Here is a 24,828-nt window from a genome sequence, read left to right as displayed (position 1 = left end):
GAGCCAGGGATGCGCGTCGACGTGCACGCTCACCTGTGGAGCGAGGCGTACCTGGACCTGTTGTCCCGCTCGGGTAACGAGAAGGCGACCGCGCAGGGCCGGCTCGGTGCGGGGGCGACCGCGGCGGAGCTCGATTCGCGGTTCGAGCAGATGGCGACGGCGGGCATCGACCTTCAGGTGCTTTCGACCACGCCCGCGCCGCCGCACTTCGAAGACGAGAAGGCCGCCGTGGCGGCCGCGCGGTTCGTCAACGATGACTATGCCGAACTCGTCCGGCAGCACCCCGATCGGTTCAAAGCGTTCGCCTCCCTGCCGCTTCCGCACACCGGCGCGGCGCTCGGCGAGCTCACCCGCGCGCTCGACGAGCTGGGTTTCCTGGGCGCCGCCGTCACCACGTCGGTGCTGGGCCGCACGCTCGGCGACCCGGCGTTCCTGCCCGTCTACGAAGAGCTCGACCGGCGCGGCAGCGTCCTGTTCGTGCACCCCGCCGGCGTCGGCGCCGAGTCGCCGCTGATCGGGCCGGAACTCACGTGGCAGATCGGCGCGCCGATCGAGGACACCGTCGCCGTGCTGCACCTGATCGTCGCCGGGATCCCGAGCCGTTTCCCGCGTATGAAGATCATCCTGCCCCACCTCGGCGGCGCGCTGCCGATGCTGCTGCCCCGCATCGACCGCCAGAACCCTTGGGAGGCACCGGAAACCCCGGAAAAGCCGAGCCTCGCCGCGCGCCGGATCTTCTACGACACCGTCGGGCACAACCACGTGCCGGCGCTGCGCCTCGCGGCCGAAACGCTCGGCGCCGACCGCCTGGTGCTCGGCACCGACTTCCCGTACCAGAAGGGCGACGGGTTCACCGAGGCCGTCACCTACGTCGAACGCTCCGGCCTGCCCTCAGCTGACATCGCCGCGATCCTCGACCGCACGGCCGTGGAGCTCCTCGGCCTCGGCTGATCACCGCCAGGGCAGGTGCCGCAGCAGCTTCATGCTCGACGTCATCAGCCGCGCCCACACCGCGCCCGGCACCCGGCGCGGCGGCCGCAATGCCAGCCCGCGCTGCACGGCGATCGACTGCGCCTCGGTGTACTTCAGCAGCCCCTCGGCGCCGTTGCGGCGGCCGACGCCGGAGTCCTTCATCCCGCCCATCGGCACGCCGACGCTGCCGAACGCCGCCGCGTAGCCCTCGTTGACGTTCACCGTCCCGGCCTTCAGCCGGGCCGCGACCTCCCAGCCGGCGCGGCCGTTGCGCGACCAGACGCTGGCGTTGAGGCCGAAGGCGGTGTCGTTGGCGCGCTCGATGGCGTCGGTGACGTCGGTGTAGCCGTAGATCGACACCACGGGCCCGAAGGTTTCCTGGGCAAACGGCACCATGTCCGGCGTGACGTCGGTGAGCACGGTCGGCTCGTAGAACAGCGGACCGAGGTCCGGCCGCGCCCGCCCGCCGGTGAGCACGCGCGCGCCCTTGGCCCGCGCGTCCTCGACGTGTGCCGACACGGTTTCGAGCTGGCTCGGCGACGTCAACGACCCCATCTGCGGGCCGAAGCCCAGCTCACCGCCCAGCTTCAGCGCGGCCGTGCGCGCCACGAAGGCGCGGGTGAACTCGTCGCGGACGCTTTCGTGCACGTAGATCCGCTCCACCGAGACGCACAGCTGCCCGGCGGAGGAGAAGCACGCGGTGACCGCGCCCGTCGCGGCCTTGGCGACGTCGGCGTCCGGCAGCACGATCATCGGGTTCTTGCCGCCGAGCTCGAGCGAGTAGCTGGTGAGCCGGGCCGCGATCTGCGTCGCCAGGTCCTTGCCGGTCGGCGTGGAACCGGTGAAACAGAGGTAGTCGCACTCTTCGAGCAGCGCCGGGCCGACCTGCGAGCCGCGGCCGAGCACCACCTGCCACAGCCCGTCCGGCAGCCCCGCTTCGGACGCGAGCTCCTGCAGCCACAACGCGGAAAGCGCCGTCTGGTTGTCCGGCTTCTGCACCACGGCGTTGCCCGCCGCGAGCGCCGGGAACACGTCCATCGCGGTGAGCGCCACCGGGTAGTTCCAGGGCGAGATGATGGCGACGACACCCTTGGGGTGGCGCAGCTCGCCCGCCTTCGTCAGCACGGGGATCACCCCGGCCGCGCGCTTCGGCGCCAGGATCTTCGCGCTGTGCTTGCCGTAGTAGGCCGCCACCAGCGCGGCCGCGCTCACCTCGTCGAACGCGTCGAGCCGCGCCTTGCCGGCCTCCACCTGGACGAGGTCGAGCGCTTCGGCCTGGCGGGCGAGGATCAGGTCGTGCAGGCGCCCGAGGAACCGCTGGCGCTGCGCGACCGGCCGGGCCGCCCACTCGTGCTGGGCCGTGCGCGCAGTGGCGAACGCCGCGCGCACATCCGCGTCGGTGGCCTGGGGGATGGTCGTGATCGGCAGCCCGGTGAACGGCGCCGTCATGCGGATCGGTGCGGAGTCCGCACCGCCGGTCACGCGGGCGACGAGCCGGGCCGCGCGCGCCGCCGTCGGCGCTCCCGCGACACCCCCGATCGTCGCGGGCAGGGCCGTCTCGCCGCTGAGGTTCGCCGGTGTCGTGCTGGTCATGCCGTCTCCGTTCAGACCGGTGTTACCGACGAGTACAGCATACCGACGGTACGGCGGTCGAGCGGAAATCTGAATAAGATTCACATATCGTAGTCGTTGCGGTGCTTGCCCGGCGGCTCGACGCCCGGCGCGGGCTGAACGTCCTGCGGCGGGAACGGCGGGGAAGTCGGCTCCGCGCCGGGTTCGGATTCCGGTGGAAGCTCGCCCTGCGCGGGCGGCTCGGCCCAGGACTGCGCGGGTGCCGGTTCGGTGAGCGAGTAGATCACCGGTTCGTCGTTCACCGGCGGGTAGTAGTACGGCTGCGGTGTCCACGGCGCGGTCCAGCGGCCGCCGCCGAACGCGGCGAGCGCCAGCACCAGCACGGCGATCACGGCACCGCCGAGCATCACCCAGAACCCGGTGCCGGTGGTGTAGTGGGCGACGACGACGGAGGTTCGCTGCTCGAAGCTGAGGCTGGCCGACACGTCCATGCCCATGGTCCACACCGCCGCGACCAGGCCCGCGCTGCCGGCGATCAGCAGGATTCGCGCGGCGGCGCGGGCGCGCGTGAACACGAGCACGGCGCCGATGAGCAGCACCACGGCCGCCACCGTGATCGGGATGCCGAACCTCGCGACGTGGCTGACCCCGAACAGGTCCTGCTCCGGCTGCGGAGCCGTTTCGACGTTCCGGGCCCACGCGCTGACGGAGAATGAGCTCTGCAACCGGCCGTTCACCGTCACGCTGGACGCCGCCGCCGGCAAGAACGTGCCCGCCATCGTGAGAGCGGCCGAGAACACCCCGAGGATCCCGGCGAGCAGCCGCGAGACCGCGCCCGGCTCGGCGACGGGTGGCGGCGGGTACTGCGGCACGCTGGTCATCGGGGGCTCCTTCGCCTGCTCAAAGGGCATCTGCGATTCCACCACGAAGAACCCCGTCGCGCTAAGGGGCGGCGTGATCCTGCCACCGGTCGGCCCCGGGATCTCAGGGCTGCGAGTACATCAGCACCGCGATCCGCTTCCACTCCTGCAGCAGCTTGCGGCGCCGGTTCGGGTCGCCGCCCAGCTCGGCGTCGAGGGCGAGACCGCGGGTGAGGTTCACGGTGAGCCAGAACAGCGTCTCCGCGCGTTCTTTCGGCAGGTCACCCGCCACTTGGCTCACGTGCGCCAGCGTCGCGCGGCCCAGCGCCCGGTCCACGGGCCGGATCGCCGCCCGCAGCTCCGGGTCGGTGCGCGCGGCCACCCACAGCTCGGTGACGGCCGTGGCGAGCGTGCCCGAGTAGCCCGCCCACAGCAGGTCGATCGCGGCTTCGACGCCCGACGCGCCACCCGGCAGGTCTTCCAGCGACGACGCCAGCTGGGTGCGCAGCTTCGTGGTGAGGTGCTCGACGGCGGCCGCCATCAGCTCGGCCTTCGTCGCGAAGTGGTGCTGCACCGCGCCCTTCGACACGCCCGCCCGGGCGCAGATCTCCTGCATCGACGCGCGGGCGTACCCGATGTCCACCAGGCACTCGACGGTCGCGTCGAGCAGGGCCGTGCGCGTCTGCTCCCGGCGCTGCGCCTGGGTGCGGTGCGCCTTGGCCGTGGCCTCGGTCATTCGCCTCTCCCGCTTTACGTGCCGGACTGCGCGGATGTACATTCCGAACAGAACTTACCTTCCACGCGTAATGTTTTCCAGCTTCGCAGGAGGCGTCGCCGTGCCGTTGCAGATCCAGAAGAGCTCGTGGAGCACCACCGAACTCGAAGACCTCAGGGAGCTCGCCCGGTCGTTCCTGCAGAAGGAGCTCGTGCCGCACCAGGAGCGATGGGCGGCGGAGAAGAAGCTCGACCGCGAGGTTTGGACGAAGGCCGGTGAAGTCGGCCTGCTGTGCCTGTCGATCCCCGAGGAGTACGGCGGTGGCGGCGGCACGTTCGCCCACGAGGCAGTGCTGTATGAGGAGCAGGCCCGTTCCGGGGACAACGCGTGGGGCGTGACCGTCCACAACGGAATCGTGGCGCACTACCTGCTGTCGTACGCGTCGGAGGAGCGCAAGCGTGAGTGGCTGCCGAAGCTCGCCAGCGGCGAGTTCGTGGGCGCCATCGCGATGACCGAGCCGGGCACGGGTTCGGACCTGCAGAGCATCAAGACCCGCGCCGTGCGCGACGGCGACCACTACGTGATCAACGGTGCGAAGACGTTCATCACCAACGGTTTCCACTCCGACCTCGTGGTGGTCGCGTGCAAGACCGACCCGGACGCGGGCGCGCAGGGCGTGTCGCTGATCGTGGTCGAGACGGACACGCCGGGCTTCCGCCGCGGCCGCGTGCTCGACAAGGTGGGCCTCAAGGGGCAGGACACCGCGGAGCTGTTCTTCGACGACGTGCGCGTGCCCGTCGCCAACCTGCTCGGCGACGCCGAGGGCCAGGGCTTCGTCCAGCTGATGCTTCAGCTGCCGCAGGAGCGGCTCATCATCGCCGTGACCGCGGTGGCCGGGCTCGAGGCGGCCGTGAACCTCACGATCGACTACACCAAGGAGCGCACGGCGTTCGGCCGGCCGATCTTCGGCTTCCAGAACACCAAGTTCAAGCTCGCCGAGGCCGCGACGGAGGCGGCGGTGTCGCGCGCGTTCCTCGACCAGTGCATCGAACGCCACCTCAAGGGCGAGCTCGACGTGCAGGGCGCGGCGATGGCGAAGCTGTGGACGACCGAGCGCGTGAACAAGGTCGTCGACGAGTGCGTGCAGCTGTTCGGCGGCTACGGCTACATGACCGAATACCCGATCGCGCGCGCCTGGGCCGACGTCCGGATTTCGCGGATCTTCGGCGGCACCAGCGAGATCATGAAGGAGATCATCTCCCGCACGCTCTGAGATTTTTCGCCTCGACGAAAGGACTTTCCGCCGTGAAAGCCGGACCACTGGGCGGGCTGAAGGTGGTGGAGCTGGCCGGGCTCGCGCCCGCGCCGTTCGCCTGCATGATCCTCGCCGACCTCGGCGCCGACGTCGTGCGTGTGGACCGCGCGACGCCGGGCGCCGACGTGCTCGGCATCCCGAACGACCCGCTGGCGCGCGGCCGGCGCTCGATCGGCGTGAACACCAAGACGCCCGAGGGCATCGAGGTGGTGCTCAAGCTTGCCGAGCAGGCCGACGCGCTGATCGAGGGCTTCCGCCCCGGCGTCGCGGAACGCATGGGGCTCGGGCCTTCGGTGGTCCACGCGCGCAACCCGCGGCTCGTCTACGGGCGCATGACGGGCTGGGGCCAGGACGGCCCGCTCGCGCAGGCGGCCGGGCACGACATCAACTACGTCGGCATCGCCGGCGCGCTCGACCCCATCGGGCGCGCCGGCGAACGGCCGGTGCCGCCGCTCAACCTCGTCGGCGACTTCGGCGGCGGTGGGCTGATGCTCGCGATGGGCGTGCTCGCGGCGCTGCACGAGCGGACGTCCTCGGGACGCGGCCAGGTCGTCGACGCGTCCATGGTCGAGGGCGCGGCCCTGCTCACCACGAGCTTGCACGGCCTGCGCGCCGCCGGCGCGTGGTCCGGCGACCGCGGCGAGAACCTCCTCGACGGCGGCGCCCCGTTCTACGACACCTACGAGACCGCCGACGGCAAGTACGTCGCCATCGGCGCCATCGAGATGCGCTTCTGGGGCGACCTCGTGCAGGTGCTCGGCCTGGCGGACCCGCCGCCGCACCTGGACAAGACGCAGTGGCCGAAGCTGCGGGAGCTCATCGCCGACGCCGTCGGCAAGCACACGCGCGACGACCTCGTCGCCCGCGCCGAAGGCACCGACGCCTGCCTGACGCCGGTGCTCTCGCCGTGGGAAGCGTCGGCCCACCCGCAGAACACGGCGCGCGGCACCTTCGTCGACATCGGGGGCACCGTCCAGCCCGCCCCGGCGCCGCGCTTCGACCGCACGCCGCCTTCGACGCCCCACGCGCCCCGCCAAGCGGGCACGGACACGGCGGACGTGCTGGCGGACCTCGGCCTCGCCGCCGCCGACGTGGCCGCCCTCCGCACGGCGGGCGCCATCGCCTGACGGACTACTCGACGCAGGGTGAACCACGGGGGAGCGGGCCGCGTTTCAGCGCGGTTCGAGGTCCGAGCGGATCACCGAGTAGACGACGCTGTCGCGCCAGGCTCCGTCGCGGAAGCCGTAGCCGCGCAGGACGCCCTCGCGGGTGAAGCCGGCCTTCTCCAGCGAGCGTTGCTCGGCGCGGTTGTCCACGTCGGTGCTGGCCTCGACGCGGTTGAACTGCGTGTGCGCGAACAGGTAGCGCACCAGCAGGCGCTGCGCCTCGGTGCCGTGGCCGTGGCCGCGGGCTTCCGGGCGCAGCACGAGGCCCATGTTCCAGCAGTACGAACTGGGCCCCGAGCGGGAGCGGTGCCACGACAGGAGCCCGAGCACGGCGCCGCCGAGTGTCGGGACGAGGAGGCCGCCCTCGGTGGTGAGGACGGCGTTGTCGCGCCAGCGGCGGTGGAGGTAGCCGGCGTCGTGCCAGCCGAACCACTGGAACTCGCCCGCGGCGGCCGGGTCGTTGATCAGCGCCTCCAGGAGGTCGAGATCGGATTCGCGCACCGGGCGGAGCACCACGTCGTCCATCGCGGCAGCCTAGCGGGCGGCGCCGCGGCGCCGGCTCGCTCGATCGGGCAGGGGTCACCCGGTCGTGACACGCGTCCCGCTGAGCGATTGCCGAGCGGGCCTCGCGGGCCCTTCGTCACTAGAGTGAGCGTGCTCGACCCGTCGTGAAGCCGGGGAGCGGATTGGATGGTGCCATGTCAGGCGGCGTGAAGAAGATCGTGGTCATCGGGGTTGTCGTCCTCGTGCTGTTCTTCCTGATCACCCAGCCCACCCAGTCGGCCAACCTCGTGCACCAGGTGCTCGGCTGGCTGCGCGACGGCGCCGAGGCCATCATCACGTTCTTCCAGACCCTGTTCGCATGATCACCGCAGGTCTCGTTACCCGCCGGTAATTACCCAGAGTAACGCGATTCTGGGATCCGGGCTGATCGCTCGACCATCCGGGTGGATTGCCCCCTAAAAGGGCCTGGTCAAGGAATTTGTGGCCCCTGGGGTATGGCGCAGAAAGCGGGCCCGGCCCTACGGTGCTCACATTGCGTGATCAGCCGGTTCTCCGGTCCCCCGGGAGCCGGGTCACAGCGGGTTTTTTCCGCTCGGTCACGCGCATTGGGTGCAAGTCGTGGACGCGCAACGGGGCAGGCGTCAGGGCCGGCCCGTCGGGGACCAATGAGGAGGCAGGGATGACCGGAGATCCCGGAGTGGACGCGTTGATCCGGCAGTGGGCCGCGGAGCGCGAGCAGACCGCCGAGGAGCAGGAGGTCAACCGCATCACGTCCGCCTGGCTGGCCGACGCGCCTCAGGCTCCGCCCGGCATCCCCGGTCAGCGCGCGCGGTCCGGTCCCTCGCGCTGGGCGCAGGTCGACGCCGCGGACCCCGGTTACCTCGACGCCATGCGGGTCCGGCTGCCGGAGGTCCCGGATGAGCTGCTCGTGGCCGCCGCCGGCTGGTGGCAGATGGTCGGCGACGTCGCCGAGGCCGAATTGTGGTGGGACGCCGGCATCAGCCCGCTCGACCAGCGGGCCCTCGACTACCGCGCGGCTGGCCTGCGGCCCTCGGACCTCAGCCGCCGGCTGGGCCCGATGACCGTGCTCCAGCACCTGCGTCGCGGCAGCGCCCCGGCCTGGTGCGTCGCGCGTCTCGCGCGGCAGCAGAAGTCCGCCTGAACCACCCTTTCGACACGGCCGGGTGAACCGGCGTGGCGGCAGCGATCCGAACTTGTCCGTAACGCTAACCTGCGCGGGCTCGTTGTGTGATCGACCGACCGCCACGCTGGAGGACCGGAGTTCGTGCCCCTCACCGGAAACGTCGACGGCGAGACCGCTGCCGAGACCACAGTCGAAGCCGCACCTGCCCGACGCCGTGCCCGAGGGGGCGCGGCCGTGGCGGTGCGGCTCGCGGTGGTTCTGGTGGTCCTCGCGGTGGCGGGTGGCGGCACGTGGCTCATCACGCGGGCGTCGGCACCGGTCGCGAGTCCGACCACGACGGACATCCCCGCGTTGAGCGTGAAGGCGGCCGACGTGCGGCCGGGCTCGATCGCTCCCGTCAGCGCCGTGGTCGCGGGTGGTGCCGACCAGCAGACCACCCCGCAGTCGATGCACTCCACGACCGACCCGCTCGACGAGTGGGCCAAGAAAGTCGCCGCCGTCACCGGGGTGCCCGCGCGGGCGCTGCGCGCGTACGGCAACGCGGAGCTCGCGATGCGCTCGGCCGACCCGGGCTGCCGCATCTCGTGGGCCACGCTCGCCGGCATCGGCCGCATCGAGTCGAACCACGGTCAGTACGGCGGCGCCGTGCTCGGCGCCGACGGCCGCCCGTCCAAGCCGATCATCGGCGTCCCGCTCGACGGTTCGTCGGGCGTGCGCGCCATCAGTGACACCGACGGCGGCCGCTTCGACGGCGACGCCGTGGCCGACCGGGCCGTCGGCCCGATGCAGTTCATCCCCAGCACCTGGCGCAAGTGGGCGGCCGACGGCAACGGCGACGGTCTCGGCGACCCACAGCAGATCGACGACGCCGCGCTGGCCGCGGGGCGCTACCTCTGCGCGGGCGGGCGCGACATGGCCACGCCGTCGGGCTGGTGGTCGGGGATCCTGTCGTACAACAACTCCACGGAATACGCGCAGAAGGTCTTCGGCCTCGCCGACGGGTACGCGCAGTCGGCGAAGGCCGTGCGGGCCGGCTGAGACCCGTTCGTCCGAAATCCGGGCCGGCCCGCATTCCCGCTGGTGTGAAATCCGTGCGAACCGCGAGGTCACCGGCTGAGAGGCGGACCACGTGCGGGCCCGCCTCTCAGCTTCGGCCCCGGTTCCCAGTGCTAGCGTCAGGGCCGTGGCAGTGAACTCCGGCCCGGCCGTGTCCCCGCTCGGGCGCAGGCTTCTGATCGCCGCGACGTGCGTCGTGAGCCTGCTGCTGTGCTGCGGGCTGGCGTGGTGGCAGTGGGACCGGTTCACCTCCGCGAACGGCACGTTCCAGAACCTCGGCTACGTGCTGCAGTGGCCGCTGTTCGGGCTGTTCCCCGCGTTCATGTTCTGGCGGATCAAGAAGCTGCGCGAACGGGAAGAGACTCAAGGTGAGAGCGCCGAGGCCCAGGCCGAGCAGGCCCGGGTGACCGTGCCCGCGCCGAGAGTCTCGACGCCCGCGCGTACCCCGGCGCCCCGGCCCGTGGCCGAAGAGGACGACGAGCTCGCCGCGTACAACCGCTACCTGCGCGAGCTCAACGCCCGCGACCAGCAGGCCTGAACCATCACCTCGGAAGTGAGGACGAACCCATGACCACGAGCACCGACGGTGCGGCCCAGACCCGCCCGGCGCGACTGAACGGAGCCCTGGTGCGGTTCCGCACCACCGCGTGGATCACCGGTGTCGGCCTGCTCGTGCTGTGCGCGACGATGGTGATCGAGTACGGCTTCGGCAACGCCACGCCCGCCGCGGTGTACTCGCCGATCCACGGCGTCCTCTACATGATCTACCTGGCCTGCAGCATCGACCTCGCGATCAAGGCCCGCTGGTCGATCAAGAGCACGATCCTCGTACTTCTCGCGGGCTGCGTCCCGTTTGTCTCGTTCATCGTCGAACGCCGCGTGACGCACCGGGTGCATGCGGGCAAGGACATCTTCTAGGCCGGCATCTTCTATGCCGTCACGGCCTTCCCTCGTCGGAAGGTCAAGGCGACCCCGACGGTGAGGGCGGCCAGCCCGCTCGCCGCGAGGAACGCGGCCGTCATCCCGTCGACCAGCAACGGCGTGCCGGTTGCTCCGGAAGCCGCGGCCGAACGCGTCGCCGCGCCGAACACCGTCACCAGGATCCCGAGGCCGAGCGTGCTGCCGACCTGCTGCATGGTCTGCAGCACGCCACCCGCGGCCCCCGCGTCCTCGGCGGGCACGGTGGACATGATGATCACGTTGAGCGGCGAGAACGCCAGCCCGCCGCCGACGCCCATCAGCAGCAGTGGCCCGAGCAGCGATGCGACGTACCCGCTGTCCGGCGTCAGCACCGAGAGCCACGCAACGCCGGAGACCATCAGTACTGTGCCCGTCACGGCCAGCGGTTTCGGCCCGAAGCGCGCGAGCAGGCGCGGCATGAGCCGGCTGATCGTGAAGATCGACGCGGCCATCGGCAGGAACGCGAACCCGGTGGCCAGCGCGGCGAAGTGGCGCACGTCCTGCAGGAACTGCGTCAGGAAGAAGAACATCGACATCATCGCCATCGGCCCGAGGAAGAAGCTGGCGTAGGCGGCTGCGCGGTTGCGTTCGGCGAACAGCCACAGCGGGACCAGCGGATGGGCCACGCGCCGCTCCAGCAGCACGAAGGCGATCAGCAGCACCACCCCGGCCGCCAGCGTGGCCAGCGTGAGCGGCGCGTCCCAGCCGTCGGACGCGGCGTGGGTGAACGCCAGCACGAGCGACGCGACGCCGAACGTGCCCAGCACGGCCCCGGGCACGTCGAGGTGCGCGGTCCGGCGCGGCGGCGCGGGCACGAACCGCGGCGCGAGCACGGCGATGGCCAGCCCGAAAGGCACGTTGATGAACAGCGCGGCCCGCCACGAGATCCACTCGGTCAGCAGACCGCCCACGATCAGGCCGATCGCGAACCCGCCGCTGGCGACGGCGGAGAACAGCGAAAGCGCGCGCACGCGGGCCTTGGCCTCGGTGAACGTGGTGGTGATCAGCGCGATCGTGCTCGGCCCGGCCATCGCGGCGCCGACGCCTTGGGCCACGCGCGCGGCGATCAGGAACCCGGCCGACGTGCTCAGCCCGCCGGTCAGCGACGCGAGCGTGAACACGGCCGTGCCCAGCACGAACATCCGGCGGCGGCCGAACAGGTCGCCGGCGCGTCCGCCGAGCAGCAGCAGGCCGCCGAACACGAGGCTGTAGGAGGTCATCACCCACGACAGGCCGGTGGCGGAAAAGCCCAGGTCGGACTGGATGCGGGGCAGCGCCACGTTCATCACGGTGGCGTCGAGCATCAGCATGAGCTGGCAGGTCAGCACGATGGCGAGGACGAGCCCGGACGCGGCGGTCCGGTGTCTCGGCCTAGGCTCGGTCGACGAGGTTCGCTCGGTCAACTCGGTCAAAGGAGGACTCCCCAGAGAGGGACGAAGTAAGTGGAGAAACTCTCCACTTGGTTGCGTCCGCGATAATATGGAGAGCGTCTCCGGTTCCGCAAGGGAATTCGGAGAATCTCTCCGTTTTCTGGGGAGCCGGGTGCGAGGAGGTGCGTGGATGACGGCGGAGGCAGCGCGGCCGATGCGGGCGGACGCGAAGCGGAACTACGACCGTATCGTCGCGACCGCGAAGGACGCCTTCGCGGAACACGGCGTCGACGTCCCGCTCGACGACATCGCCAAGCGCGCCGGCGTCGGCGCCGGCACGCTCTACCGCCACTTCCCGACGCGCGAGAAGCTGATGGAAGCCGTCTACCGCGACGAGATCGACCAGCTCGCCTCGCGCGCCGCCGTGCTCACCGCCGAGCTGCCGCCGTGGGAGGCGCTCCAGGCGTGGCTGGGGGAGCAGGTCGCGTACGTCATCGAGCGCCACGGCCTGGCCGCCCTGCTCAAGGCGTCGATCGACTCGGGCTCCGAGACGTTCCTCTGGTGCCAGACCCGCCTGCGCACCGCGTGCGGCGACCTGGTCGCCGCGGCCCAGGCCACCGGTGACGTCCGAGCCGACGTCTCGGGCATCGACGTCCTGCGCCTCGGCCACGGCATCGGCACGGCCGCGAAGAACGCCTCGGAGGAGGACGCGGCCCGCTTGATGAAGGTGATGATGGACGGCCTGCGCGGGTGAACTTCGCGCCCCGTAGTCGCATGGTTCGCGTTATCACCCATTCGATTCGTTGCCCTAATTCTTCCTTTCGATAGACTGGTTCCGAGGGCTCGGGGAGGGGCTTGACTTAATTCCATGACAGTCTGCACTGTTCTCGGCTGTTTTACTTCTTGGCGCCCTGATTGGGTTGTTAATACCTGAGGTGGGGAGTCATGGTGTCTATCAAGCGAATCAGTTTGTTGTTGGCGGGTGCGCTGGTTGTTCTTTCCGTCAGTGTCGCGCCGGCCGGCGCCTCGGTCAAAGCCGCTCGAACTTCGATCTCGAAGGCGAGCCTGAAGCAGGTTGGATTCCGGGCCGACGTGGCCAAGGCTCACGGATTCGAGGTGGCAACGGACGTCAATGGCGTGCAATGTGTCGCGAGGGCTGACCGGAAGTCGGTGCAAACCTGTGTCGAGATGCCGGGTGACTGCGGCATGTCCTACATCGGAATCGAGAACCACGGCTTTCCGAGATCACTCAATGTGGTGACCGGCTTCGCGCTCAACGGGACTGTCGTGGGCGGCAACTGGGGGTCGACACTGGTGGATCAAGGCGGCGCCAGTGAGGTGAACTTCGACATCGGAACAGGTCAGAACCACTGGGACGGGCAGCGTGAAGTGCGAGGCCTGACGCCTGGTCCCGCGTAATTCACGCTCGACACTCCCTACAGCAGTGTGCTGCTCAGCGACGGGCGTGTCTGCTTCTCCGGGGGCCCGCAGGCGGATGCCGTTGTCCTGTCATGATCCGCGTCTGCTGATAGCATGAATCTTATGTTCAGTGAAAACGGTGGGGGTCGACCGAGTGGGTCGACCCCCGCCCCACAGGAAAAGTTGACCGAATTCGGTGCGCCCGTCGTGGTCGCCGAACGCGTTGAGAATGCTGTGGATTCTTGGATCGGGCTGGACCGGATCGACGGTTTCCCGGTGTTTCTCGACGTGATCTATCGAGATCAAGCGCTTGCGCGAGTTCTTCAGGTTCGAAATATGTGAGACCACGGTGCGGATGGTCCGCGCATAACATTCGGCAATGTCGCGCGGACGACGCTTTCGGAGTTTCTCCTGAACAATGATTACTTCGCTCGTCCGGGCGACGAGGATCGCATGCCGCAGCAGGCGCGCTCGCAGGAGTTCCTCCGAAATCTGCACGACGTTCAGCCCGAGTCGATGCAGGTGAATGTGGACGGTGTCGCAATAACGGGAAGTGCCGTCAGCGACAGGGGGTTCACGACGGTGGAATGGGCGGTGCCCACCGGACGGGTCATTGTCACCGGCGTGACAGACAGCATCCGAGGCTGCCGGTTTCTCACGATGCGAACGCCGGCCTGAGCCGGGAGGTGGAGTCCGAGGGGCTGGCTGCTGCGACGACGGGTTCGGCTTTGTCCTCCGCTTTCGCGACTGAAGGCTCAGCGACCCGGCCTCGTCTTGCCCGGCTGACACCGGTGCTCGTCGCTGCGGTGGGGTTCGCGGGGTATGCCGGCTGGGCCTTGCTCCGGCACGCCGAGTTCCAGACCGGAGGTTACGACCTCGGTATCTTCGAACAAGCCGTTCGGAGCTACACAGAGGGCAGATCGCCGGTCTCGGACTTGATCGCGCCGGGATATCTGTTGCCGGGCGACCACTTCCACCCCATCCTGGTCGTCTTGGTCCCGTTCTACGCACTATGGCGTGGGCCGGAAACCCTGCTGGTTGTTCAGTCCTTGCTGCTCGCCACGTCGGCAATCCCGGTCACCCGATGTGCGATCCGCCAATTGGGTCAGAGATGTGGGACGGTCACCGGGGTGGGGTACGTCCTCTCCTACGGGCTGCTGACGGCTGCGAGCTTCGACTTCCACGAGATCTGCTTCGCGGTGCCGCTCGTCGCCCTCTGTGGAGAACACCTGCTCTCGGGGCGGTGGAACGCGGCGGTGCTGTGCGCGCTGCCCCTGATTCTCGTCAAGGAAGATCTTCCGGTCACCGTCGCGGCCGTCGGCGTCTATCTCGTCCTGAAGCGTCGCTTGGTGCTCGGGAGTATGACCGTCCTCGTCGGCATCGGGACCAGCGCGTTTGGTGCTCGTCGTGCTGCCGGCGCTCAGCGCGTCCGGTCACTACGCGTTCGGCGACAAGTTCGACGCGGCTGCGCTCGGTGCCGGACTTCTCACGAAGGCAGTGACACTCCTGGTGCTGCTCGCACCGACAGCGTTGCTGGCTGTCTGCTCGCCGCTTGCGATCCTGGCTTTGCCGACACTCGCGTGGAGGTTCGCGTCCTCTGACACCCTCTACTGGCAAACCGGGTTCCACTACGACGCGGTCCTGGTGCCGATCATTTTCCTCGCCGCACTCGACGGTCTCGGCCGGCTACGCGCCCGGGCCCGGCTGCCGGTGATCATGTCCGGCCTCGTGCCGGTGTGTGCAAGCGCCATGGCAGCCTGGTCAGTGCTGCACCTCGTGCCGAAAGTACCTCAGCCGTTGTGGACCAGCGCTCAGATCCGGTTGGTGAACGACGCTCTCGCCCGGGTTCCGGACGGCGTCCTCGTCGCGGCGAGCAACCGTCTGGCGCCCCACTTGACGAACCGCGACACCGTCATGTTGTTTCCCCTGTCCGACCGCACTCGGCTACCGGAGTGGATCGTCGCGGCCAAGCCGTTCGTACCGTGGCCCGCGCCGGCAGCGCAGCAGCAACAACAGCTCACTCACTTGGCCGATGACGGCTACCGCGTTGTTGTCGACGACGGCGTGGTCGAGGTGCTGCGTCGCGCCGGGTGATCGCTGTCGTCCCAACAAGAAAAAGGGGCGAGCCCCGTCCGGGACGCGCCCCCTCTCACCGCTGCAAGTCCGTCAAGACCCGATGCCGGTCAAGGACCGGACCTCCATCTCGGCGTGCTTGGCCTCGTCCGCCTTCGAGCGGCCGACCATCGTGCCGATGAAGCCGCACAGGAACGAGAACGGGATCGAGACCAGGCCCGGGTTCTTGAGCGGGAACCAGTGGAAGTCCACGCTCTTGAAGATCGAGTCGGCGGCGCCGGACACGACCGGGGAGAACAACACCAGGATCAGGCACGCCGCGAGGCCGCCGTAGATGCTCCACAGGGTGCCCGTGGTGTTGAACCGCTTCCAGAACAGCGAGTACAGCAGCGTCGACAGGTTGGCCGACGCGGCGACCGCCAGGGCGAGCGCCACGAGGAACGCGATGTTCTGGCCGTTGGCGAGGATGCCGCCGAGGATTGCCATCACGCCGACGACCAGGGCGGTCAGGCGCGCGACGCGGACCTCGTCGGCAGGTTCGGCCTCGCCGCGCTTGAAGATGTTCGCGTAGACGTCGTGGGCGAACGAGGCGGACGCGGTGATCGTCAGGCCCGCCACCACGGCGAGGATTGTGGCGAACGCGACGGCCGAGACGATGCCCAGCAGTAGCGTGCCGCCGATGTGCAGGGCCAGCAGCGGGGCCGCGGAGTTCTCGCCACCGGGTGCGGCCTTGATTTCGTCGGTGCCCACGAGCGCCGCGGCGCCGAAGCCGATCACCAGCGTGCACAGGTAGAACACGAACATGCAGACGGTGGCCCAGACCACCGAGCGGCGCGCTTCCCGCGAGTTGGGCACGGTGTAGAAGCGCATCAGCACGTGGGGCAGCGACGCGACGCCGAGCACGAGCGCGAGCGACAGCGACACGAAGTCCAGGCGCGTGGTGCCGCTGCCGCCGTACGAGCCGCCCGGCTCGAGCAGGCTGGTGCCCATCGGGCTGTTGTCCGTGGCCGCGGTGAGCAGGTTGGAGAAGTTGAAGCCGTACTTGCCCAGCAGGAACACGGTGATCAGCGTGGCGGCCACGAGCAGGATGCTCGCCTTGATGATCTGCACCCACGTGGTGCCCTTCATGCCGCCGACGAGCACGTAGACGACCATCACGAGGCCGACCACCCCGATGACCAGCGACTGGCCCAGCCGCGAGTGCACGTTGAGCAACAGCGCGACGAGACCGCCGGCGCCCGCCATCTGCGCGAGCATGTAGAAGAACGAGATCACGAGCGTCGAGGTGGCCGACGCCGCGCGTACCGGGCGCTGCTTCATCCGGAAGCTCAGCACGTCGCCCATCGTGAAGCGGCCGGTGTTGCGCAGCAGTTCGGCGATCAGCAGCAGGTCGACCAGCCACGCGACCAAGAAGCCGATGGAGTACAGGAAGCCGTCGTAGCCGTGGATCGCGATGGCGCCCGCGATGCCCAGGAACGACGCGGCGGACAGGAAGTCGCCCGAGAGCGCGATGCCGTTCTGCCGCCCGGTGAAGGCGCTGTCGGCCGCGTAGTAGTCGGCGGTGGTCTTCTTGCCGCGGTGGCCCGCGCGGTACACGACGAACAGGGTGATCGCGACGAACAGCGCGAACACCCCGGTGTTCACGAGCGGGTTGCTCGCCGGCACGCTCTCGGCGAGCTCGGTGGTGGTCACTGGCGGGTTCCTTCCGTCACGGCGGCCCGTTCCCTCAGCTCGGCGACCCGCGGGTCCACCTCCCGGTTCGCGAACCGGACGTAGACGAGCGTGATCAGCGCCGTGGTCACGAACTGCGCGAGGCCGAGCAGCATGCCCACGTTGACGAGCCCGAACACGCGGGTGCTCATGAAGCCGTTCGCGTACGCGGCCAGCACCACGTAGGTCAGGTACCAGGCGAAGAAGCCGGCGCTCATCGGGAACACGAATCTGCGGAACCGCCGGCGCAGCGCGGTGAACTCGGGGCTGCGCTGGATGAGGTCGTAGTCGGGACCGCGCCGGGTCGACGGCGGCGGCTCCACGCCCTCGCGGGCGAACATGGCCGGCAGCTGTCCGGTCTCCTCGAGCGGGGTGCTCGCCGCGGGGGTGTTCGCGACGTTGTGCATGGCTGCCTCCGGCAACTTGCGTCCGTGGCGGTGGCCGGGTCGGGGCCTCTCGTTCGAGCGGCACCCGGTCTGCCCTTGCGGACTGGGAGGCGGCCATAGTAACGACGGCGTCTCGCCCGAGAAAAAGCCGGTTCTCCGGAAGGGTCTCCGGAATTCGTTTTCCGGCTGGAAATGTGCGAAAACGACACCTTCAATGAAGATCACGAACAGATCACTCGTAATAGTGAGAGCTTATGTCACGCCACGTTGTCGCAGCTGAGGAACGCTGCGGCAAATGGTTGAGTTGCGGACAATGATCGGACGAATACCGTGACACGGGGTAGTCAAAATGCGGGGCCGGCGCCCCGGTCCGGCGTCCCTCTGGTGGGGTCGGGGCGAGGATTCGCAGGCCGGTGACGGATCGCGAAAGAAATCACCGGGTCGGGCGGCGAGTTGCTGCCAGACCACAACATCGGGTTCATCTTTGGGGGTGGCCCACCCGATGGGGGCACGGAGCGTAGATCCTCTGAGAGATCCGACTACCCTGCGTGGGCTAATCGGGTGACCGCCGGACGCCGTGACCCGGAGCAACCGGTAACCGGAATTCCCTCTTCGGCCCCGCCCGGGGTCCAATCCCCGGCCCGCGGCCTGGGCCGAATCGACTTTTCCCAGGTCAGCCGTGCGAAGCGGAAGACAATATCCCCGGCCGGGATTGGTGTACGATTCTTTGGCCCAGCTGACCGCAGCGATCGATAGGCACAGACAAGTTGACCTCGACCACCGCCGTGCAGTACGCAACTTGCGCCGTGCACGTGCAAAGTCCCGGGAAGCAGCACGCCGGTGATCACGGTGCGAGGTCTGCACGGTCGTGTCCTCACGGGGTCGATCGCGCGGGTCGGCGGAATGCCGTGGACCATTCCGGGAGCACCGGAAGCCACCCACGAGCAGCCACGACGCGGGACAGGGAGTCACTTTCGTGACCGTTGCAGGAGATGGCCAGGTGCCCGTTGAGAAGCTGCTCGGCCGCCCGCCCCGGCGACCGAGCCGGTCCTCGGGCTGGCGAGCGGCGCTGCGCTGGCGTGACTGGAGCATTCCGGTCAAGCTCTCGGCGGTGACGCTGGTCCCCATCGTCCTCGCGCTGGTGCTGGGCATTACCGCGATCGTGGGACAGGTCAGCCGTTCGGATGACTACGAGCGGATCGACAAGCTGGTCGGCCTGAGCACCCAGCTGCGCAACCTCACCGACGGCCTGCAGAAGGAGCGCACGCTCACCGCGGCGCAGCTCACCGCGGGCACCGCAGGCGTCACGCCCGAGCTGAAAGCCGCCCGCGCGGCCACCGACGCCGCGGTCGAACCATTCATCACGGCGGCGAACCGCGTCGGCGGATCCGAGTCCAGTGTGTCCGGTGCCGTGAACTCGGCGACCGCGCAGGTCAACGAGATCGCTGTGATCCGCCAGCAGGTCGGCGCCGGTTTGCTCGACGCCGCCGAGGCGGTGGGCGACTACAACGCCGTGACCGGTGCCCTCATCGGCGCTGACACCGCGGTGGCCGCCGGTGCCAGCGCCGACGCGCTCGGCGGCACGGCGAACGCCCTGCATGACCTCGAGGCCGCCAAGGAACAGGTCTCGGTCAGCCAGGCGCTGGTGTCCTACGGCATCGACCAGCACACGCTGGAAGCGCAGCAGCTCAGCGACGTCCGCGATGCCGAACTGCGTTACGACGACCGCATCGACGACTTCAACGCGGCCTCCACCGCGCCGCAGCGCCAGGACCTCGAGAGCACGCTCAAGCCCGACACCGCCTACGACCGCAAGCGCATGGTCGGCATCGTCCTCGGGGAGCAGGGCCCCACGAGCGACCAGGGGCTGTCGCAGGTCCAGTCGCAGGAGTGGAACAACGCGTCCAACGCGGTGGTCGGCCAGCTCTCCGAGGTCGGCAACCGCATGAGCGCCGACGCCACGGCCGCGTCCGCCGCGCTGGTCGAGGACGCCAGCAGCAGCGCAGGTCTGCTCGCGGTGCTGCTGTTCGCCGCGATGGTCGCCGCCGCGGCCGTCGTCTTCCTCATCACGCGCCAGATCCTGCGGTCGCTGAGGACGCTGCGCCGCAGCGCGCTCGACGTCGCGGAGAAGGACCTGCCCGCCGCGGTCCGCAACATCCAGGAGGGCCGCGCGCAGAGCGTCGAGGTCGAGCCGGTGCCCGTGCGGGCGGCCGACGAGATCGGCGAGGTGGCGCGCGCGTTCGAGAAGGTGCACAGCCAGGCGCTGCGGCTCGCGACCGAGCAGGCCGCGATGCGCGCGGGCTACAGCAGTGTGTTCGTCAACCTCTCGCGCCGCAGCCAGAGTCTCGTGCAGCGCCAGCTGCAGTTGATCGAGCGGCTGGAGCGCGACGAGGAGGACGCCGACCAGCTCGCCACGCTCTTCCAGCTCGACCACCTCGCCACCCGGATGCGGCGCAACAACGAGAACCTGATGGTCCTCTCCGGCGCCGAGCCGGGCCGCCGCTCGGGTCAGCCCGTGGCCGCGCACGACGTGCTGCGCGCCGCCGTGTCGGAGATCGAGCAGTACCAACGGGTCTCGGTGCAGCAACCGCCGGCGGTGAAGATCGTCGGGTTCGCCGCGAGCGACGTCCAGCGCCTCGTCGCGGAGCTGCTCGACAACGCCACCGCGTTCTCCGCGCCGGAGACGCAGGTGACCGTGGCGACGCGCCTGGCCGACGACGGCTCGCTCAACGTCGACATCCTCGACAAGGGCATCGGCATGAACGAGTACGAGGTGGTCGAGGCCAACGGCCGCCTCACCGAGGCCGGCTCGGTCGACCTCGCGACCTCGCGCCGCATGGGCCTGTTCGTGGTCGGCCGCCTCGCCGGGCGCCACCGCATCGGCGTCTCGCTGCACGGTGGCAAGGACATCGTCGGCGTGCGGGCCACCGTGGTGGTTCCGCCTGAGCTGGTCATGACCGGTGCCGCGCTGGAGAACCCGCCGCAGCAGGCCGGTCCGTTCGGTAGCGTCGCCGCGCCGCCCGCGAGCCCCGGCGGCCTGCCGCGCCGCCAGCGCCCGGTCAACGGCTCGGCGCGCCCGGCCGTGGACCGCCCGCTCGTGCCGCAGCAGCCGAACCAGGGGGCCGACGAGCAGCAGCTGTGGCCCTCGGCGAGCGACCTCGCGGGGTTCGCCAACGGTCACACCGTCGACCCGGGCGTGCGCCCGCCGTCGAACCTCGAGATCTCCGGGACCGCGCTGTTCAGCCCGATTCCGCGCGACGACGCGCCGCCGGCCAAGCCGCCGCTGCCGCAGCTGCCGCAGATCGTCGACGTGCCGCCGCCGCGTCCGGAGCCCGAGCCCGAAGCGCGCCCGGAGCCCGCCGACGAGCGCGCACGCGAGCTCCCCTCCGGCAAGGACCTGTTCTCCGCCAACGGAACCACCCTGAGCGAGTGGTGGAACGAGGCGGCGCAGAAGGTGTCGGAGGTGCCGCCGCCCACGGCCGCCGAGACGACGATCGAGAACACGCCGATCTTCGACGAGATGCTCTCGGTCTGGTTCCGCTCGCCCGCGCCGCCCGCGGACGAGCCGCCGGCCAAGACCGGTACAGACCAGCCCGCGGCCGAGCCGGTCGCGAAGCCCGGCGAGTCCGGCGAGTCCAGTGCGGACACCGACGACAAGGCCGGCGCGAAGACCGAGCCGAAGCCGGGGGAGCAGCCGCCGGCCGACGTGGCGAAGCCGGAGCCCGGCGTCGCCCCGGTGACCACGCCGGAGCAGGACGAGCGCAACTGGGACTTCGCGAGCGACGAGAACTGGCGCACCGTCCAGGCCGCCTCGCAGGTCGAGCCCACCGCGTTCACGAAGGCGGGCCTGCCGCGCCGCCGTCGGGGCGAGCAGCTCATGCCGGGCAGTGCGACGCCGGACCAGCTGCCCGCCGCGGAGTCGGCCACGCCGGGCCTGCCGGTGCGCGACCCGGCCGACGTCCGTGGTCGCCTCACCAGCTTCCAGCGCGGGGTGAACCGTGGCCGGCAGCAGGTCCGCGACGGGGTCGTCGATCCGGTCGCCGAACAGCAGGGTCTGGGCGCCACGGCGCTCAACCGCCTCGAGGGCGAGCCCGGCACCGGGTTCGCGGCCCCCGGTTTCGGCCCGGCCGCCGAGCAGGCCGGCGAGACCCCGGCGGACCGCCCGGGCGTCGCGTACGCGTTCGGCATCGGTGGTCCGGACCAGCAGGGTCCGGTGGGAGACAACGAGATCACGGCCGAGTACCCCGGTTTCGTCGGTGCCCTCGACGCGGCGGTGGCCGCGGCGGACGCCGCCGAGCAGGCCGCGCAGGCCGAGCAGACCGGGCAGACCGGGCAGACTGGGCAATCCACTGAGGCCGTGACCGACCGCCCGGCCGTCGCGAACGTTTTCGGTGCGGCCCAGGCGGAAACGCCCGCGGCCGAGCGCGAGCAGGACGACGAGACCCGGCCGGACCGTCACGGCGTCGCGAGCGCGTTCGGCGCGGCCCGCACCGCTCAGCCCGAGCCCGCGGTGGACCAGCCGGTGCCGCCCGCGTTCGACCCGCAGGGCGGGTGGCCGACCCCGAGCGAGACCAACGGCAACGGCAGCAACGGCAGCAACGGCAATGGCAGCAACGGCAATGGCACGGCCACCCGCCCGTCGCCCACCCCGCGCCCGACGCGTCGCCCCGAAGGCGAGGTGCCCGGCCGCCCCGCGGCGCCCGAGGCCCTGCCCACCCGGCGGCCCGCCGCCAGCAACCTGCCGCCCGGACCGCCGGCCGTCGACCCGGGCCAGGTGCCCGCCGCGGTGGCGAACCTGGAGGCCGCCGCGGCCGGGACACCCGCCACGGAGTGGGCTTTCGGGTCCGACGAGGGCTGGCGGACGGTCCAATCGGTGTCCCAGTCGACGCCCTCTTCGTTCACTTCGGCAGGATTGCCCCGGCGTCGCCGCGGGGAGCAGTTGCTCCCCGGGAGCGCTCCGCCGCCCGCCGGAGCGGCGAACCCTCGTCCGACCCGCGACGCGCACGACGTGCGTGGCCGCCTGAGCAGTTTCCAACAGGGCATCCAGCGCGGCCGGCACCGCACTGGGCAGGCCACTGAGACCAACCACGAAACACTGGAGGGTGAATGACCTCGCCGAGTACGGCTCAGCCGCAGCAGAACCAGTTCGGCTGGCTGGTCAACGACTTCGCCGAACGGGTCCCGGGTGTGGCGCACGCCGTGGTGGTGTCGGCCGACGGGCTCCTCCTCACGGCCTCCAACCGCCTGCCGCTCGACCGCGCTGACCAGCTCGCCGCCGTCGCCTCCGGGCTCGTGAGCCTCACCCAGGGCGCGGCCCGCTGCTTCGAGGCGGGCGCGGTGAACGAGACCGTGGTCGAGATGGAGCTCGGCATCATGGTGCTGATGTCCATCAGCGACGGATCTTGCCTCGCGATCCTCGCGGCGCCAAACTGCGACATCGGCCAGGTGGCCTACGAGATGACGATGCTCGTGGACCGCGTCGGGCAGATCCTGACCCCCGAACTCCGTGCGCAGCTGCAGGGCGCGGGTGGGTCGCTGATCGGTGAACCGGTGGGATGATTACGCGATGAGCACGGGGCCCGGATTATTCGGCGGAGAGCCCGGAGACAGCGAGGAACCCCCGCGCGCGGGGGCTCCCGGTGCTGCCCGCGGTGAGGACGACGGCACCTTCGCCGACCTCCTCAATGGCTTCAGCCTCGATTCGGGCCGCTCGCGCAAGAAGCGGAAGAAGACCGGTAAGGAGTCCCAGTCCCCCGAACCCCCGCCCGCGGGAGCACACGCGGCGGAGGAACCGCCGGCGGTGCCAGTGCCGCCGGCCGAGTTAGGAGATCGAGTGACCTCTCTAGTCTCTCCACCGGGGAGTACCGATGCGGATGGGCCTAGACCAGGCGGGCTCTTCGACCCCGGACCGCCCAGCGGCGAGTTCGTGATGCCCGCCGCGTTCACCCGGCCGGACCGACCCGATCGGGTGGACCCGGCCGAGGAGACGTCGATCGTGCGGCCGTACGCTCTCACCGGCGGCCGGACCCGGGCGAACTACGCGCTCGAGCTGGAGACGCTGATCTCCACCAATGACCACGTCGTCGCGGGGGGCTTCCCCGAGGCGGCGGCCGAACAGATCGAGAGCATCTCGATCATGGAAGAGTGCCGGACCCCGCGCTCGGTCGCCGAGATCGCGGCGATCCTGCGGGTGCCACTGGGTGTCGCCAGGGTGCTGATCAGTGACGCGGCCGACGCGGGCCTCGTCACCGTGCACCGGACGATTTCGGGCAATGACGGCGCCGAAGCACACTTGATGTTGATGGAAAGGGTTTTGAGTGGACTCCGTCGGCTTTAAGGCACCGCGGGAAACCGCGCCCCCGACCATGACATCGGCGAAGATCGTGGTGGCGGGCGGCTTCGGAGCGGGCAAGACGACTTTTGTGGGCTCGGTGTCGGAGATCGTTCCGCTCACCACCGAGGCGATGATGACCGACGCGAGCCGCGGCATCGACAACCTCGACCAGACCCCGAACAAGACGACCACCACGGTCGCCATGGACTTCGGCCGCGTGTCGCTCGACGCCGACCTGATCCTGTACCTGTTCGGCACCCCGGGCCAGCAGCGCTTCTGGTTCATGTGGGACGACCTGGTGCGCGGCGCCATCGGTGCGATCGTGCTGGCCGATACCCGCCGCCTGGCGGACTCGTTCGCGCCGATCGACTTCTTCGAGGACCGCGGCCTGCCGTACATCGTCGGCGTCAACACCTTCGACGGGGTGCTGGAGCACGACATCAACGATGTGCGCGAGGCGCTGTCGATCGACCCCAGCATCCCCATCGTCCGCTGTGACGCACGGGACCGGGAGTCGACGAAGCAGACGCTGATCACGCTCGTCGAGTACGCCATGCGGCAGTGGATCGCCTTGCGGGCGGCCAAAGCCCAGTGACCCTGTCCTTCAGTGCTGCTGCGGCCGGGTCACTTCACTTCGGTGGCCCGGCGGTACCGCAGCAGCACCACGGCGTCGTCGATCACGCGCGACTCGACGAGCCGCAGGCCTAGCCGCTCGGCGTCGACGGCGAACGGCCGCTTGTCGCCGCCCAGCACCACCGGGTGCACGAGCACGTGGTACTCGTCGATCAGCCCGAGCCGGCTCAGCTGCGCGGGCACGTCGGCGCCACCCATGAGCAGGATGTCCTTGGTGTGCCGTGCTTTCAGCGCCGTGACCTCCTCGGTCAAGTCGCCGCCGAGCACCTCGGTGTCCCACCCGGGGTCGGTGAGCGTGCGCGAGAAGACGACCTTCGGGGTCTTCCGCCACACCGGCGCGAACGCGACATCGTGCGGATCGTCCGAGATGGACTCCGCGCGCGGCCAGAAGCCCGCCATCATGTCCCACACCCGCCGCCCGTAGGCGAACACGGCGGCACGGTCGGAGAGCTCCTGCGAGTGGCGCGACAGCTCGGGCCCCATCCGCGGCCAGTCGAACTCGCCGTTCGGGCCCTCGACGCACCCGTCGACCGAAACGTGGACGTAGTACACCAGCTCACCCATGACCAGGCTCCTTCACCGAGTGGCGTCCCTGCCGGACGCCGTTCAGCCTACGGTCGGAGCGGGCTGCCGCGACCG

General features: G+C 70.1%; 25 protein-coding genes. 16 read left to right on the top strand and 9 right to left on the bottom strand.

All coding sequences use genetic code 11. The features are described from left to right. Nucleotides 1-9: 9 nt before the first annotated feature. Nucleotides 10-951, top strand: a complete 942-nt coding sequence (locus AB0H62_RS45670) for an amidohydrolase family protein (protein ID WP_220238187.1) — start codon at nt 10-12, stop codon at nt 949-951. Here the strand turns inward: AB0H62_RS45670 and AB0H62_RS45665 are convergent, their stop codons facing one another. The 3 genes from AB0H62_RS45665 to AB0H62_RS45655 form a co-directional block, all read right to left on the bottom strand. After that, entirely contained in the window at nt 952-2,565 is a 1,614-nt protein-coding gene (locus AB0H62_RS45665) for a succinic semialdehyde dehydrogenase (protein ID WP_360592401.1), read from the bottom strand. An 80-nt stretch (nt 2,566-2,645) separates the two neighbouring features. Continuing rightward, nucleotides 2,646-3,425, bottom strand: coding sequence for a hypothetical protein (locus AB0H62_RS45660; protein ID WP_360592400.1), 780 nt, complete (start codon nt 3,423-3,425; stop codon nt 2,646-2,648). Between the two features lie 103 nt (nt 3,426-3,528). Beyond that, nucleotides 3,529-4,140 (bottom strand): TetR/AcrR family transcriptional regulator, encoded by a 612-nt coding sequence (locus tag AB0H62_RS45655; protein ID WP_360592399.1) that lies wholly within the window; start codon nt 4,138-4,140, stop codon nt 3,529-3,531. 100 nt (nt 4,141-4,240) lie between these two features. On the opposite strand from AB0H62_RS45655, the gene AB0H62_RS45650 reads away from it, so the two are divergent. After that, complete coding sequence (locus AB0H62_RS45650) at nt 4,241-5,392, top strand: acyl-CoA dehydrogenase family protein (protein WP_220238191.1); 1,152 nt, start codon at nt 4,241-4,243, stop codon at nt 5,390-5,392. Between the two features lie 32 nt (nt 5,393-5,424). Then, nucleotides 5,425-6,561, top strand: a complete 1,137-nt coding sequence (locus AB0H62_RS45645; protein WP_360592398.1) for a CaiB/BaiF CoA-transferase family protein — start codon at nt 5,425-5,427, stop codon at nt 6,559-6,561. Nucleotides 6,562-6,606: 45 nt separating this feature from the next. On the opposite strand, the gene AB0H62_RS45640 is transcribed toward AB0H62_RS45645, so the two are convergent. Further along, nucleotides 6,607-7,125 carry a GNAT family protein gene (locus tag AB0H62_RS45640; RefSeq protein ID WP_220238193.1) on the bottom strand — a complete coding sequence of 173 codons (519 nt, stop codon included), beginning with the start codon at nt 7,123-7,125 and terminating at the stop codon, nt 6,607-6,609. A gap of 173 nt (nt 7,126-7,298) precedes the next feature. On the opposite strand from AB0H62_RS45640, the gene AB0H62_RS45635 reads away from it, so the two are divergent. The 5 genes from AB0H62_RS45635 to AB0H62_RS45615 all read left to right on the top strand — a co-directional run bounded on the left by AB0H62_RS45635 (nt 7,299) and on the right by AB0H62_RS45615 (nt 10,222). Continuing rightward, the gene (locus tag AB0H62_RS45635; protein WP_220238194.1) at nt 7,299-7,466 is read left to right on the top strand and encodes a hypothetical protein; all 168 of its coding nucleotides are present in this window, start codon (nt 7,299-7,301) and stop codon (nt 7,464-7,466) included. Between the two features lie 317 nt (nt 7,467-7,783). Further along, complete coding sequence (locus AB0H62_RS45630; RefSeq protein WP_220238195.1) at nt 7,784-8,266, top strand: helix-turn-helix transcriptional regulator; 483 nt, start codon at nt 7,784-7,786, stop codon at nt 8,264-8,266. 216 nt (nt 8,267-8,482) lie between these two features. After that, nucleotides 8,483-9,286 carry a lytic murein transglycosylase gene (locus AB0H62_RS45625; RefSeq protein ID WP_360592416.1) on the top strand — a complete coding sequence of 268 codons (804 nt, stop codon included), beginning with the start codon at nt 8,483-8,485 and terminating at the stop codon, nt 9,284-9,286. A gap of 145 nt (nt 9,287-9,431) precedes the next feature. Then, nucleotides 9,432-9,842: a hypothetical protein gene (locus tag AB0H62_RS45620; protein ID WP_255637680.1), complete on the top strand. Its 411-nt coding sequence runs from the start codon at nt 9,432-9,434 to the stop codon at nt 9,840-9,842. Nucleotides 9,843-9,871: 29 nt separating this feature from the next. After that, nucleotides 9,872-10,222: a DUF3817 domain-containing protein gene (locus AB0H62_RS45615; protein WP_220238197.1), complete on the top strand. Its 351-nt coding sequence runs from the start codon at nt 9,872-9,874 to the stop codon at nt 10,220-10,222. 11 nt (nt 10,223-10,233) lie between these two features. Here AB0H62_RS45615 and AB0H62_RS45610 read toward each other — a convergent pair whose 3' ends face one another. Beyond that, on the bottom strand, nt 10,234-11,676 hold the full coding sequence (locus AB0H62_RS45610; RefSeq protein WP_360592397.1) for an MFS transporter: 1,443 nt from the start codon (nt 11,674-11,676) through the stop codon (nt 10,234-10,236). Nucleotides 11,677-11,824: 148 nt separating this feature from the next. Between AB0H62_RS45610 and AB0H62_RS45605 the strand changes: the two genes are divergently transcribed. Together AB0H62_RS45605 and AB0H62_RS45600 are read left to right on the top strand one after the other, a co-directional pair. Beyond that, a complete protein-coding gene (locus AB0H62_RS45605) occupies nt 11,825-12,388 on the top strand; it encodes a TetR/AcrR family transcriptional regulator (protein ID WP_220238198.1) in 564 nt (187 codons plus the stop codon). Nucleotides 12,389-12,579: 191 nt separating this feature from the next. Next, nucleotides 12,580-13,053: a hypothetical protein gene (locus AB0H62_RS45600; RefSeq protein WP_360592396.1), complete on the top strand. Its 474-nt coding sequence runs from the start codon at nt 12,580-12,582 to the stop codon at nt 13,051-13,053. A 90-nt stretch (nt 13,054-13,143) separates the two neighbouring features. Here AB0H62_RS45600 and AB0H62_RS45595 read toward each other — a convergent pair whose 3' ends face one another. Further along, a complete protein-coding gene (locus tag AB0H62_RS45595; protein WP_360592395.1) occupies nt 13,144-13,551 on the bottom strand; it encodes a hypothetical protein in 408 nt (135 codons plus the stop codon). Between the two features lie 293 nt (nt 13,552-13,844). Between AB0H62_RS45595 and AB0H62_RS45590 the strand changes: the two genes are divergently transcribed. Both AB0H62_RS45590 and AB0H62_RS45585 read left to right on the top strand, forming a co-directional pair. Beyond that, nucleotides 13,845-14,654: a DUF2079 domain-containing protein gene (locus tag AB0H62_RS45590; RefSeq protein ID WP_360592415.1), complete on the top strand. Its 810-nt coding sequence runs from the start codon at nt 13,845-13,847 to the stop codon at nt 14,652-14,654. Continuing rightward, nucleotides 14,551-15,147, top strand: coding sequence for a DUF2079 domain-containing protein (locus tag AB0H62_RS45585; RefSeq protein WP_360592394.1), 597 nt, complete (start codon nt 14,551-14,553; stop codon nt 15,145-15,147). Before AB0H62_RS45590 ends, AB0H62_RS45585 begins: the two co-directional genes overlap by 104 nt. 72 nt (nt 15,148-15,219) lie before the next feature. Here AB0H62_RS45585 and AB0H62_RS45580 read toward each other — a convergent pair whose 3' ends face one another. Both AB0H62_RS45580 and AB0H62_RS45575 read right to left on the bottom strand, forming a co-directional pair. Next, nucleotides 15,220-16,818: a cation acetate symporter gene (locus tag AB0H62_RS45580; protein WP_220238202.1), complete on the bottom strand. Its 1,599-nt coding sequence runs from the start codon at nt 16,816-16,818 to the stop codon at nt 15,220-15,222. Next, the gene (locus AB0H62_RS45575; protein ID WP_360592393.1) at nt 16,815-17,243 is read right to left on the bottom strand and encodes a DUF485 domain-containing protein; all 429 of its coding nucleotides are present in this window, start codon (nt 17,241-17,243) and stop codon (nt 16,815-16,817) included. The genes AB0H62_RS45580 and AB0H62_RS45575 overlap by 4 nt, the downstream gene beginning before the upstream one ends. A 979-nt stretch (nt 17,244-18,222) precedes the next feature. Between AB0H62_RS45575 and AB0H62_RS45570 the strand changes: the two genes are divergently transcribed. From AB0H62_RS45570 to AB0H62_RS45555, 4 genes are read left to right on the top strand one after another with little or no spacing between them, the layout of a single operon-like run. Beyond that, nucleotides 18,223-22,332, top strand: coding sequence for a nitrate- and nitrite sensing domain-containing protein (locus AB0H62_RS45570; protein ID WP_360592392.1), 4,110 nt, complete (start codon nt 18,223-18,225; stop codon nt 22,330-22,332). Further along, complete coding sequence (locus AB0H62_RS45565) at nt 22,329-22,781, top strand: roadblock/LC7 domain-containing protein (RefSeq protein ID WP_220238205.1); 453 nt, start codon at nt 22,329-22,331, stop codon at nt 22,779-22,781. Before AB0H62_RS45570 ends, AB0H62_RS45565 begins: the two co-directional genes overlap by 4 nt. 7 nt (nt 22,782-22,788) lie before the next feature. Continuing rightward, the gene (locus AB0H62_RS45560; RefSeq protein ID WP_255637682.1) at nt 22,789-23,559 is read left to right on the top strand and encodes a DUF742 domain-containing protein; all 771 of its coding nucleotides are present in this window, start codon (nt 22,789-22,791) and stop codon (nt 23,557-23,559) included. Next, nucleotides 23,540-24,151, top strand: coding sequence for an ATP/GTP-binding protein (locus AB0H62_RS45555; RefSeq protein WP_220238207.1), 612 nt, complete (start codon nt 23,540-23,542; stop codon nt 24,149-24,151). The genes AB0H62_RS45560 and AB0H62_RS45555 overlap by 20 nt, the downstream gene beginning before the upstream one ends. A gap of 29 nt (nt 24,152-24,180) precedes the next feature. On the opposite strand, the gene AB0H62_RS45550 is transcribed toward AB0H62_RS45555, so the two are convergent. Beyond that, nucleotides 24,181-24,753, bottom strand: coding sequence for a dihydrofolate reductase family protein (locus AB0H62_RS45550; protein WP_360592391.1), 573 nt, complete (start codon nt 24,751-24,753; stop codon nt 24,181-24,183). Nucleotides 24,754-24,828: the final 75 nt, after the last annotated feature.

It is taken from the genome of Amycolatopsis sp. NPDC050768, from assembly GCF_040654155.1.
GTDB lineage: Bacteria > Actinomycetota > Actinomycetes > Mycobacteriales > Pseudonocardiaceae > Amycolatopsis.
Note: the sequence above shows the minus strand (reverse complement) of the source record. Positions and strands in the feature narration are given on the sequence as shown.

What these genes read in the sequence shown, in the direction of transcription:
- AB0H62_RS45660 (WP_360592400.1), bottom strand. Translation starts at nt 3,425, where the DNA reads ATGACCAGCGTGCCGCAGTACCCGCCGCCACCCGTCGCCGAGCCGGGC.
- AB0H62_RS45640 (WP_220238193.1), bottom strand. Translation starts at nt 7,125, where the DNA reads ATGGACGACGTGGTGCTCCGCCCGGTGCGCGAATCCGATCTCGACCTC.
- AB0H62_RS45615 (WP_220238197.1), top strand. Translation starts at nt 9,872, where the DNA reads ATGACCACGAGCACCGACGGTGCGGCCCAGACCCGCCCGGCGCGACTG.
- AB0H62_RS45565 (WP_220238205.1), top strand. Translation starts at nt 22,329, where the DNA reads ATGACCTCGCCGAGTACGGCTCAGCCGCAGCAGAACCAGTTCGGCTGG.
- AB0H62_RS45575 (WP_360592393.1), bottom strand. Translation starts at nt 17,243, where the DNA reads ATGCACAACGTCGCGAACACCCCCGCGGCGAGCACCCCGCTCGAGGAG.
- AB0H62_RS45670 (WP_220238187.1), top strand. Translation starts at nt 10, where the DNA reads ATGCGCGTCGACGTGCACGCTCACCTGTGGAGCGAGGCGTACCTGGAC.
- AB0H62_RS45550 (WP_360592391.1), bottom strand. Translation starts at nt 24,753, where the DNA reads ATGGGTGAGCTGGTGTACTACGTCCACGTTTCGGTCGACGGGTGCGTC.
- AB0H62_RS45635 (WP_220238194.1), top strand. Translation starts at nt 7,299, where the DNA reads ATGTCAGGCGGCGTGAAGAAGATCGTGGTCATCGGGGTTGTCGTCCTC.
- AB0H62_RS45655 (WP_360592399.1), bottom strand. Translation starts at nt 4,140, where the DNA reads ATGACCGAGGCCACGGCCAAGGCGCACCGCACCCAGGCGCAGCGCCGG.
- AB0H62_RS45600 (WP_360592396.1), top strand. Translation starts at nt 12,580, where the DNA reads ATGGTGTCTATCAAGCGAATCAGTTTGTTGTTGGCGGGTGCGCTGGTT.
- AB0H62_RS45560 (WP_255637682.1), top strand. Translation starts at nt 22,789, where the DNA reads ATGAGCACGGGGCCCGGATTATTCGGCGGAGAGCCCGGAGACAGCGAG.
- AB0H62_RS45665 (WP_360592401.1), bottom strand. Translation starts at nt 2,565, where the DNA reads ATGACCAGCACGACACCGGCGAACCTCAGCGGCGAGACGGCCCTGCCC.
- AB0H62_RS45605 (WP_220238198.1), top strand. Translation starts at nt 11,825, where the DNA reads ATGACGGCGGAGGCAGCGCGGCCGATGCGGGCGGACGCGAAGCGGAAC.
- AB0H62_RS45630 (WP_220238195.1), top strand. Translation starts at nt 7,784, where the DNA reads ATGACCGGAGATCCCGGAGTGGACGCGTTGATCCGGCAGTGGGCCGCG.